Here is a 12,389-nt window from a genome sequence, read left to right as displayed (position 1 = left end):
TCCTTTCAGCTAAGCTTTTTATCTTATCTGAGTGTTCCCACTAATTTTCAGCCCACCTGAGACCTCTTGGTCAAGCTTACATCTCAATAAGATATCCTCCATCAAAGAAAAATAGATACTTTTCGTTTAGTGGTCGATGAATAATGTCTTCAATTGCTTTTGTATATAATTCAATTTGAACACGATAGCGATCCTTTAATACCTGTTCTCCCTCTTCAATCCCTTTAGAGAACATACCTTTGATAGCATCTGTTTTATAATCCAACAAGACAATCCCTTCATCATCTTCAAATAAGCAATCAATTACCCCCTGTACTAAAACAGGTTCACGTCCGTTGTCGTTATAGAGTTCCCCTTCTTGAAGTGCATAACTAAACGGTACCTCTCGATATACTTTTTTCGCTTTAAGAAGTCTCTCACCTATTGGTGACGAGAAAAATTCGATCACTTGTTCAACGTTAATCACATTAGCTAACTCTGCTGTTAAAATTTCTTTGCTAACTAATTCGGCTACCTTCCCAGTGACATCAGTTTTCATTATTGGAGATCGAAGCTCCATATGCTGCATCACTGTATGCATCGCTGTTCCTCTTTCAGCAGCCGTAACTGATTTGTTTTGCATGAAATTTGGTCGATTGTATAAAAAGGTTTGTTGTTCCTGTTGCTTAATATACTGAATATCACTGTATTCATCCTGAACCTCTCGCTGTCTTTTCAGTTCAGATACCGACTGCTTTGAGCGATTTTTAGTAGCTGCCACGTACCGATATTCCCATGATAGTTGATCATCTACAACTTGACGCTGTTCACTTTCAACCGCAACTGTTTCTCCATTTGTAATCGACGATAACAAGTCTAAATTCAATTCTTTTTCTACTTTAAATGGTTCAACTAATTCTTCACCTTTGATTATTTCCACAGTCCATTTTGAAGGATGTATCGCGATATCATCAGTTAAACAATGTTGCCCTTCATTAAGTACCTCAACGTCTTGATGACGAATTAATGCAGGGCCGATCCAATCTATATAGCTACTCGCCTTTGCTCGCTCAAAATCTGGTAATAGCCAGTCTGAATGTGACAAAAAATTTCTCCAGTCAGCAAGTTTTTTATTAGGATCCTTTAAGGTACCAACTAAATAAAGCTTCTCTTTTGCTCTAGTTAGAGCAACATAGAGTACACGCATTTCTTCGGCAAGAAGTTCCATTCTCATTTTCTTTTTTAATGCGATATAGGGTAATGTTGGGTAGCTAACACGTATTTTAGGATTAATTAGCTTCGTACCAAATCCTAATTCCTTATCAAGTAAGTACTTTTTATTCAGATCCATCATATTAAACTTCTTTGAAAGCCCTGCTACAAAAACAATCGGGAACTCTAGACCCTTACTACTATGAATCGTCATTAATCGAACAACATCTTCTTGTTCACCAAGTGCACGAGCTGCTCCAAGATCATCCCCGCGATCTTGCATTCTTTCGATAAAGCGTAGAAAACGGAATAACCCTCTAAATGAGGTTGCTTCGTATTGACGAGCGCGATCATATAACGCTCGTAAATTTGCTTGGCGCTGCTTACCGCCTGGCATTCCACCTACAAAGTCAAAAAACTTTGTATCACGGTATAATTGCCAGATCAATTCCGAAACTGATCCTTGTCTCGCTTGATCGCGCCATCCTTGCATGAGTTCAATGAATGAATGCAATTTTGTATATAGGTCCTGCTGATTTGCTAGTGACCCATTCGCGAGAAATGCCTTTACTGCATCGTAATAGGTCCCTTTTTTATCATACGTACGAATAAGTGCTAATTCATTCGCATCCAAACCAACGATAGGTGAACGGAGGACGGATGCTAATGGAATATCTTGGTAGGGATTATCGATTACTTTCAAAGCCGATAACATAATAGCCACTTCTGTTGCTTCAAAATAACCATTTGATAAATTCGCATAAACCGGTAATCCCGCTTGTTTAAATTCTTCGATTATTTGTGGTGCCCAAGGCATTGAACGCAAAAGAATGACGATATCGCGGAAAGTGATAGGACGTGTATCGCCAAGATTTCGATCATATATTGGGAATTGCTCATCAATAAGTGATTTAATTTTCTTAGCCATTAACCTTGCCTCAAGTTGTACTGTTTCTAGCTCTTGCTCATCAAACACTCCAATTTCTTCATCCACTTCCGACTCAGGATCACTGCCATCACGATCGATTAGTAAAAGTTCTGTATTCATCACTTTACTTTCAGGGTAAGTCGCCCCTAGCTTTAACTCCGCCTCATGGTCATAAATGATTTCCCCAACCTGTTCCCCCATGATTTGTTTGAATAGATAGTTTGTTCCATCTACTATTTCTGAACGGCTTCGAAAGTTCTTCGATAAGTCAATTCGCATTCCAGTCTGATTTGCCTCTTGAGTAAACCGCTTGTACTTGCTTAGAAATAAAAACGGTTCGGCTAAACGGAAACGATAAATTGATTGTTTTACATCCCCGACCATAAATAAATTTCCGGTTGCTTCCTCATCCTTTGTTACTAACTTGAGTATGGATTCCTGAACAAGGTTTGTATCTTGGTATTCGTCGACAAGGACTTCCTCAAACTGTTGTTTATAAAACAGTGAGGCCTCACTTGGCTTATTTTCAGTTGTTTGTAAAATTTGTAGGCAATAATGCTCTAAATCAGCAAAATCCACAATACCTTTTTCTTTTTTTAACCCATCAAATCGATCAGCAAATTGTTTTACTAGCCTAACTAATTTTGTGACAACAGGCTTCAAGTGGGCAAAGTCCTCAACATAATGCTGAAGAGTTCGTGTAAATAATTCATCACGAAGCTTCTCTATTTGTTTTTTCGCGGCGTTCCTTAACGATGTAACTTGATCTGTCAACGATTTGTCATATTGGTCACCTTTGACAATTTTCGCTCTTGATAGTTTAAATGTTTTAATTTGTTCACTAAGCTGTTCCCATGAATGTTTTAATTTTAAAAGCTCGGTAACCTGGCTACTATCATCTATTAAATTTTCGGCACGAGGTGCTGGACCTGCTGGATGTTTTGTTAGTTCCATCGCTTGGTCTAGCTGATCTTTAGCGCCCAATAACTGCATTTCAATATCTTGCATTAAGTATTGAACAAAGGGCAAAGAGTCAATTTCTGCCTCTCCGATATCATACATGTTAGTAAGTTGATCAAGCCAAATGTTTGGTGTCGGGTGAGATCTAGAAAAGAAATAAAGTTCCCGAATTAACGTTTGAAGCTCAATATCATTTCGATCAGATGTATATCGATCAACAAGATCGAAAAAGGCCTCGTTATTTTCAAGACTATATTCCTCTTCAAATAAATCATCAAGTACTTCATCTATTAGTAATTGACCCTCTGTTTGATCAGCAATACGAAAGCTTGGATCGATATTAATCAAATAATAATATTTCCTTACAACCTGTAAACAAAATGAGTGCAACGTTGAGATTGATGCTTTATTTAGCAATGTTAATTGCCTACGCAAATGAAGTGACGATGGATTTTCTTTTAATGCCTTTTCTAGTGCTTCACCGACCCGACTTCTCATTTCAGCAGCGGAGGCATTTGTAAAGGTCACAATAAGAAGAGCATCGACATCAACCGGATTTTCTTTGGACAGGATTTTACGAATGATTCGTTCAACTAATACAGCCGTTTTCCCAGAACCAGCTGCCGCAGCGACTAGAATATCCTGTCCACTTGATACAATCGCCTTCCATTGATCATCCGTCCATTGGCTATTTTCAGGTTTTTTTAAGCTATCATTCATTCGAATCTACCTCCTCTCTCATTCTTTTTAACACGTCCTCATTTTTTTCACCTTTTAATACACGAAATGTGTTGTCTTCTAAAGACTCATCAAATTGACAAACTGATTTATATGCACAGAACGTACACGGTTTCTTGTCTTTTAGTTTATAGGGACTAATATCAATCATTCCGTCAGTAATATTCGTTCCGATTTTTTCAAACGTTGTGCGGACATGATTTCTTAATAATTCAAACTCACTTTCACTTGCTATACTTGAGTTTGAACGGAAACCACCTCCCTTTTTCAAACCTGCTGCTACAATATTTGATGTACTTCCCACATCAAGACTATCATCCATTAAACGGACGGCTTCTTCGTCTCCAAGTAATAGACCCTTCATTTTAAATTTCTTAAATATTTCATCATCAAGCTTTTCCTCTGGTAACAAAGTATTGGCTTGAATCATTGGGTCATGAACATGAAAATAAAGGACCCCAGCTGGTGTTGCTTTGACCCCAAGCCACTTACTCGAATTAGAAATGATCACATCTAAATACGTAAGCATTTGTAGAGCTAAACCATAATATACTTCAGTTAATTGCACGTTTTTATCACTAGATTTATAGTCAATAATACGAAGTAGGACTCCATTTGAGCCTGTAGCTTTATCTACTCTGTCAATTCTTCCAGCTACCTCCATCGTACAGCCATTTGGCAGTGTGAAGCGTATAGGAGGAAGTTCTCCCCCCTTACCAAATGCTAGCTCTAAGCCAATAGGTGCGAAGCCGCTTGCCTTTGCATGCTCACTTAAAATGACTGAGGCTCTTGCAAGAATTTTTTGCAGTTTTCGTTTTATATAATGAAAACGATTCGAGCTTAGTAAAATTTCCTTTTGCAATCTTGGTGCGAGCTTTTCAACAGCATCATTTGAAAACCGTTCACATTGATCCTTTGTCAGCTCCCTCCAATCAAGGTGCAAATGCTGTAATTGATCGGAAATCATCTTAAGCGCAGAGTGAAACATTTGTCCAATATCTGGTGCTTCTAGCTTAAAAAATTGTCTTTCTCTAAGCTTTAAGCCATGTGTGGCAAAGTGTGAGAATGCACAACTGTTAAATTGCTCCATTCTAGATACACTGCCTTGGATATGCTCGCCATATAACTCACGACTAACTGATGTTTCAAGCTGTTTTGGCTTGTTTTGATACAATAAGCTACTTATCACTCGTTTTGTTAATAGCTTATTTTCCGACGATATAAAGTGGTTATAGGTATCCCACCAAATCGGGTGAATTGGGTAACCACGCTTCCATGATTGAAGCTGGGCAGTGAGATATGACAGCGTCACATTCTTATTAACAATAAAAGAGAGCTGCTCTTCTAATGATAGCTGTTCAGGTTCGTTTATTAGTCGTTGCTTATTTATAGCTGGAAACATCTCCTCCAACCGTTTCACTATCACAGAGGGCAGAAGAGCCTTTCCTTCTTCATCAGCCATTGGATAGGATAAATATAGCTTTTCAGAAGCACTAGATAATCCCATATAAATAATGAAGTTTTCATCTAGGAGCTGCTGTCTTGCACTTGGCGCAAGATTTATTCCTTGAAAATGCAAGGCCTCCCGTTCATCCTCTGTTAAAATCCCCTCTTCTTTCGGTCTTGCTGGAATGACGCCATCATTCACCCCGACAATAAACGAACACTTCACGTTGAAAAATCTCGATTTTTCTATGTCAGCAATTAACACTTGATCAATTGCTGGTGGAACCAATGAAAACTTCATTGACTCAAGCCCTGTTTCAAGCATCTCAGTAAAGAGATTGACCGACACTTTTTCTTCTGAGAGCATTTCGACAAATTCATCTAATAGACTAATGACAGCCTGCCAAACTTGATCATGTTCTCTCGCTTCTAAGAGAAGACCTTTTGATTCAGCATCTTTCCGCATGCTTTCCATTTTTTCAGGAATCTGTAATTCTTCTAAATAAAGATATAAAGCTTCGGCTAATGCTCGTCCTGTTTTACTACGCTTAAGCCTTTTTTGTAATGCTAAAATTGGTTTTACAATATGATCACGAAGCTGATTAAGTTTTTCCTCCATTGCTTTTTCTTCGTCCGTTACTACGAACTCATCATCAAGAGAATAAAAACGACGATAGCGCCATCTTTGATCTTTTGTCCACCTTGTACCTTGTATACCATAAGAAAGCACATAATTTTCAAGTAGATCCATTTCCTCACGCATATCCACTCTTTCCAGTTCATCTGGATATAGCAGTTCTGTTTTCACCGCACGAAAAACCGCCTCATAGCGCCAATGACCATTGATAATTTCTAGAGTAGAACGAATGAGTTCAACTAATGGATGATTAAGCATAGATCGTTTCTGATCAATGAAAAAAGGAATGTCATAGTCACGAAATACTTGTTCAATTACATCTTTATAATCATTTGAATTCCTTAACAGTAAAGCTAAATCACGATACCGATAGTTTTCATTTCTAATAAGCGAATGGATTTGTCTAGCAATCCCTTCGATTTCCGATCGTCGATTCGCCGCTTGAAAGATCGTTAAGCTCGTATGATCTGCATAAACACTAGTTGGTCGTGTATCATAAAATGTTTCTAAATGTTGTAAAGAGGGATTTCCAGAAAATCGATGCTGCTCATTTAATAAAAGCGGTTGATCTACTTCCATCCCTTCCTCGGTCGCAATTTTCAGTAGTTTATTGTACGTTTTGCCTGTCATTTGAAACAAATTTAGTTCATGGGGTAAGTAGTCTTCATATTGCTTATCAGTGGTAAGAGCTATTTTCACATTTGCAGCCTGATTCATCAATGCAGCAACAACCTCATATTCTTGTGGTGTAAAGCTATGGAAACCATCAATGTAAATATCTGCTGATCGTAAATACTCTGATTCAAACGTCTTTTCTGCAAGTAAATGTAAATAATCCTCTGAATCTATATATTTATGACTAAGCTGAATTTCTAATTGTTTATACAGCAATGCCATGTCATGTAGCTTATCTGTTAATGTTTTTTTATCAAGTTCAGTATGTGTATTAACTAAATATTCCTCAAGCTCCTGTGGTGATAAACAGTACCGTTTAAATTCAGTGAGCATTGCCTCCAGCTGTTGAATAAAGCCATTCTTGTCACTTGCCTTCGTAAATACTTTGAATTCTTGCTTATACTGTTCAACAATTTTCCTTAACATCATCTGGATGCCTGTGCTTGAAAGATGATGGCGTGTCATACCACCTGTTTCTTGTAGAATTCTCCAGGCTAAACGACTAAAGCTAAAGGTTTGAGCGCGAATCATCCCACCTAAATTTGGCGTTTTAATTAATTCATACTCAGCCCCAAATGTCATTTGATCTGGTACGAGATAGATGATGGGTCGACCAATCGGATCTTCAAAAAGGTTTTCCCTTATTTCATTTAATATCGTCTCTGTTTTACCGCTCCCTGAGCGACCTAAAATAAATTGTATACTCACGTTTAATACCCCACTAACGTATTATATTCGAAAAGCGGAAGGCGCCCGCTTATCGGCGACAAGCATAAGACGAGCCGGCTAGAAGGTTGCCCTTTAACCTTCTGGATGGATTGGATTATGCCTCGAGCCGATCGAAAAGCGCAAGCCGCCTTGTTTAGCCCCGACAATCATAAGAAAAAGAAAAACCACAACTAAAATAGTGTGGTAGTAATTGGTCTGTTTTCCTTCTACGTATCTCTCTATATTTTACTTTACTTTCTAGGTAAATTCCATTTATCAGGCATGCCAACTTTTGTATGAAGGAGATGGATAGGGATGGAAAAACGAAGTTTAACGCTAAAATTGGCTATAAATCTCGCGAATCTCAGATTTACTCTCCAAAATGACCAACATACTCATTTTGAGGTTGCAGACTATCTGAGAGGAGCTAGCACATGAAAAATCGTGCAATTGAAGTATTTATGTGGATTGCAGCAGTAAGTGTCGTGAGCAATATTTACTTATTCATTCCAATTTATTCAGTTGTTGCAGAAGGGTTAATGATTACATATGAGGAGGTTGTTTTTTCAAGTACGCTATTTACAAGTTGTTATGCGATTGGACTGTTATCCTTTGGTTTCATTGCGACATTTTCTCCGAAGAGAATGGTCTTGTTCTATGGTATGATTGCTTCTAGTCTCTTAACGATTTTCCTTTCCTTCTCCTTCTCTTTATCTAGCTTTTATCTACTAAGATGCTGCCAAGGTTTTGTTTTAGGCAGTTTCGCACCAGTTGCCTATGCCTATTGTTTTGATGTATTTGAACCCAAAAGGAGAATGCTGGTTATTTCAATCATTAACACTGGATTTTTGATGTCTGGGATTATCGGGCAACTTATTAGTTCCACCATTGTTGTTGTTTTTGGTTGGAGAGAAGTATTTTATTTATTTGCTTGCCTTTACATGGGAATAGCTTTTTGTACATTATTTATTCTCCCTAAAGAGCGCCTTAAAGCTACCAATAAAATGACAAACGCCACCACCTCTCCTGGAAAGCTATTACCCCTCCCTGTTTTACTAGGGTTATCGATAGCTTTTATTACCTTAATGTCATTTGTTTCCTTTTATGACGGATTAGCAAAGTATTATACAGGTCAAGAAGAAGCACTATTCTATAGTAGATGTATAGCACTGATTGGGACACCTTTGTCCCTTTTTAATAGCATTTGGTTAAAAAAATATTCCACCAAACAAATACTACTTACATGTCTGTTCATTATAGTCCTTTCCCTTCTGCTTATGCTATTTACGAAACAGATAATTTTCGTCACAATGCTATCTACACTGTTTGTTTCAGCGATTGCTGTATTTATCCCCACACTTATTACATTTATCGGAAATGAAGCTACTACTAAAAGATCGATTGCGATTTCGTTATATACGTTCATCCTCCTATCTGGTGCGAGTCTTGGACCGATTATAGCAACTTATTTATCTTTCCAAGGCATTCTCTATTTATTTAGCTTTCTATTCTCTTCATCTATGATCCTCCTATTTTTTACGAAGGTTCAAAAAACAGATAAAAGCTGACATAGTCTGCCAGCCATAAACTAATTACACCCGTTCAACAAATAACGCTACTCCCATACCTCCACCAACACATAGTGAGGCAAGACCTTTTTTCGCGTCTCTTCGTTTCATCTCATGCAGTAGACTAACAACTATTCTAGAACCTGTACAGCCAATTGGATGGCCAAGACTGATTCCACTTCCATTCACGTTTACTTTATTTCTGTTTAAATGCAACTGCTTTTCTACTGCTAAATACTGTGCAGCAAAAGCTTCATTTATTTCGATAACATCCAAATCATCAACAGTCCAATTTAACAAATCCAAGCCTTTTTGAATCGCAGGAACCGGACCAATCCCCATCACCAACGGATCAACACCAACGACTGTATAGTGTGAAATCTTCGCCAAAATGGGGAGTCCCCTTTTTTCAGCTTCATCTTTAGACATTAACACTAGCGCAGCTGCCCCGTCATTAAGTGAAGATGAATTACCAGCTGTAACCGTACCATTTTCTTGAAAAATCGCAGGTAATGATTCAAGCTTTTCCTTTGTGACCTTCCTTGGACCTTCATCATCTGAAACAGTTACTTCCCCTTTTCTAGCTTTCAAGGTAATCGGGACAATTTCCTCGGTAAAGCATCCCGTTTCTATCGCATCCAATGCTCGATTTTGACTTGATAATGCCAATTCATCCTGTTCTCCACGGGAAATCCCCCACTTCTTCGCAACATTCTCAGCCGTCTCACCCATCATGATGTGATGAATCGGATCCTCTAAGATTTCCCATACACTGTCTGTAATCTGTCCATGCTGAAGACGTGAACCCCAACGATGTTGTTTAAGGAAATATGGACTTGAGCTCATCGCTTCTACCCCGCCTGCAACCATGACAGTAGAGTGACCCAATTGAATTTGCATAGCAGCAGAAATAATCGCTTGTAACCCTGATGCACATTGTCTCTGAATCGTATACCCTATTGTTTTATCTGGGAACTTAGCTTTTAATGCTGACACACGAGCAGTATTCGGTTCATCTGTACGCTGAATACAGTGGCCGAGAATGATTTCTTCTACTTCATGTTTTTCCAATTTACTTCTCTTCACAACCTCTTCTAAGACCGGAACCATCAATTGAGTTGGTAACAGCTCTTTGAAAGCGCCACCAAAAACTCCGATGGGAGACCTAACAGCTGACGTTATGACAACTTCGCGCATTCCCTAACCCCCTTAATATAAAATTAATCTCCTTACTTCATTATAGTTTATATTGTTTTAAGTAATACAAATAAAATTGTTTCATAATGATATTTACCGTATATTTTTTATCCTACAGAATTCTAATTCCCTATTTAAATACTGTTATAATTTCCTTCCGTACAAAGGACAAATATACACATTTCTAGTATATCTTCGTGCTCCTTTCGTTTAATTACACTGTCATTCCTCTGGAGATAACATCAATTTACATTATAAAAATCAAAAAAGCTGATTTTTATAGATACTAGAGCAACAAACTTTTAGAAAAGAGCCTATTGAAAAGAGCCTATTTTAAACCGATATATACATATAACAATAAATAATCTGTTGAAATCCATTACAACCGAGCAATACAAACAAAAGGAGTAGAAAAGAATGAAAATAAAAACAAAATTATTATTAATCATATCAATCTTAGTCATATCAATTGTTGGTATAGGGAGTTCGTCTGTATATATTATAAATTCAACAACAAACCAAAACAATAAATTGATGGGGAAAATGGAAATTCAAAAACAAGTTCTGAATATACAATTTCGTTTAGCAGGACTATCCAATGATGAGCGTGCTTATATTATTACTGGAGATACTGAATTCGCCAATGGAATGAGAGAGAAGGCAACAGAAATTACTAAAACGATAAAAGATATAAAAGGATTCGTAAACGATGAGAGTTACAATTTATCAATAGATTCCTTGGATAAGAATTTCAATGATTTCTGGGCAATGAATCAACTAGTTATCGAAACCTATGAATCTGATCCACAAGGAGCAAAGAATATACATTTTGGAGAAGAGAGAACGTTAAGAAAAGAAGTGCTAGACCCTTCTATTGATAAATTAGTTGCTGATTTAAATAAAGAAGTAAATGAATTGAATACGAGCAATGAAAGTCAAGCTAGTCGGAGTCAATTCTTTCTGTTATTGACTTCAGTTATCTCATCAATCGTTGGTGTGATTTTAGGTATCCTACTTTTAAAATCAATTCTTAATCCATTGCGCGTAATAAATGGGCAACTTGAGAAAATTGCAACTGGAGAAGCCGATTTAACAAAAAGAGTTGAAATAAAAGGTAAGAATGAGTTTGGACAACTTGCACATTCTTTTAATTCATTTGTAGAATCCCTAAGAGAAATCATGATTCAAATCGGAAGTTCATCTGAACAAGTAGCTGCGTCATCTGAAGAACTTTCCGCTAGTACCGAACAATCCAAAGTAACATCTAAACAAGTTTCAGAATCGATCCAATCTATATCTTCTGCTAATAGTCTCCAAAACAACTTGACTGTTAACAGCTTAAACTCTGTAAATGAATCACTTCGTAGTTTGATAGTCGTTTCTACAAATACAAACAATGTAGTGAAATTTTCCAGTACAATGAAAGGTCAAGCAGAGAAAGGTGCGAGCTCAGTAGAAGAGATGTTAGAACAAATGCAGTTTATTAATAAATCCGTTGATTTAGCTGATAAAGGAATTCTTTCTTTAGTTTCAAGTGCAACAGAAATAAGAGAAGTTTCATCAATTATTACAGAAATTTCTGACCAAACGAATCTACTAGCCTTAAATGCTGCTATTGAAGCTGCAAGAGCAGGGGAGCATGGAAAGGGTTTTGCCGTGGTAGCAGAAGAAGTTAGAAAATTAGCTGATGAAACAAATAAATCTGCCAACCATATTCAACGCCTGGTTTCTACAATACAAAACGAGTCAAATGAAACAGTAAACAATATTCAAAGTGTAAGAGAAAATGTGTCATCAGGAATCACTATATCCCAAGAAACTGTGCTTAAGTTTAATGAAATATTGGATTCGATCGAGCAGGTAACATCACAAATTCAAGAAGTAGCAACAACCACAGGACAGCTTACAACAGATTTTGATTTGGTTAAACACTCAATCGATGGTATTGCAGAGGGATCAAAGGAAACACTAGATAGCACAGAAAATGTTGCTGCTTCTACAGAAGAACAATTAGCTTCTATTGAAGAAATTTCTTATGCATCAAATTCATTATCTAAATTAGCTGAAGAATTGCAATCGATGATATCTCGTTTTAAAGTTTAGATGAAGACAGCATTTCTAGATTTTTATTAGGCTGTTTTCGCAAAGATTGTTGTTTTCCGTACAAAGTACTAATGTTCACTTTTTAAGGATTTCTTCGTGCTCTTTACGCTAAATTACTCTGATATCCTTATGGAGATAGCCTCATTTTCCATCATAAAAATCCCAAAGCTGTTTTTTATTAGTACTAGAACAACAAACTTTTAGAAAAGAGCATTAAAATAAAAAAGCATTTGAAGAA

The 12,389-nt window shown here is 37.1% G+C and carries 5 protein-coding genes; 2 read left to right on the top strand and 3 right to left on the bottom strand.

Annotated elements, in window-relative coordinates:
* Positions 1-76: 76 nt before the first annotated feature.
* Together addA and addB are read right to left on the bottom strand one after the other, a co-directional pair.
* Complete coding sequence (gene addA / locus AC6CHR_RS02360; protein WP_498246875.1) at positions 77-3,799, bottom strand: helicase-exonuclease AddAB subunit AddA; 3,723 nt, start codon at positions 3,797-3,799, stop codon at positions 77-79.
* Positions 3,792-7,283: a helicase-exonuclease AddAB subunit AddB gene (addB, locus tag AC6CHR_RS02355; protein WP_498246874.1), complete on the bottom strand. Its 3,492-nt coding sequence runs from the start codon at positions 7,281-7,283 to the stop codon at positions 3,792-3,794. The genes addA and addB overlap by 8 nt, the downstream gene beginning before the upstream one ends.
* Positions 7,284-7,717: 434 nt before the next feature.
* On the opposite strand from addB, the gene AC6CHR_RS02350 reads away from it, so the two are divergent.
* Entirely contained in the window at positions 7,718-8,851 is a 1,134-nt protein-coding gene (locus AC6CHR_RS02350; protein WP_498246873.1) for an MFS transporter, read from the top strand.
* Positions 8,852-8,875: 24 nt separating this feature from the next.
* On the opposite strand, the gene AC6CHR_RS02345 is transcribed toward AC6CHR_RS02350, so the two are convergent.
* On the bottom strand, positions 8,876-10,048 hold the full coding sequence (locus AC6CHR_RS02345) for a thiolase family protein (RefSeq protein WP_498246872.1): 1,173 nt from the start codon (positions 10,046-10,048) through the stop codon (positions 8,876-8,878).
* A gap of 417 nt (positions 10,049-10,465) precedes the next feature.
* Here AC6CHR_RS02345 and AC6CHR_RS02340 point away from each other — a divergent pair, with 417 nt between their 5' ends.
* A complete protein-coding gene (locus AC6CHR_RS02340) occupies positions 10,466-12,151 on the top strand; it encodes a methyl-accepting chemotaxis protein (RefSeq protein ID WP_498246871.1) in 1,686 nt (561 codons plus the stop codon).
* The last annotated feature ends 238 nt before the right edge of the window (positions 12,152-12,389 follow it).

It is taken from the genome of Metabacillus sp. GQ13, assembly GCF_059758525.1.
The sequence above is the reverse complement of the archived record's forward strand: the minus strand, read 5'-3'. Positions and strand labels throughout refer to the sequence as shown.

Excerpts from the sequence above, each read along its gene's own strand:
- addA (WP_498246875.1), bottom strand. The coding sequence starts at position 3,799 with ATGAATGATAGCTTAAAAAAACCTGAAAATAGCCAATGGACGGATGAT.
- AC6CHR_RS02345 (WP_498246872.1), bottom strand. The coding sequence starts at position 10,048 with ATGCGCGAAGTTGTCATAACGTCAGCTGTTAGGTCTCCCATCGGAGTT.
- AC6CHR_RS02350 (WP_498246873.1), top strand. The coding sequence starts at position 7,718 with ATGAAAAATCGTGCAATTGAAGTATTTATGTGGATTGCAGCAGTAAGT.
- AC6CHR_RS02340 (WP_498246871.1), top strand. The coding sequence starts at position 10,466 with ATGAAAATAAAAACAAAATTATTATTAATCATATCAATCTTAGTCATA.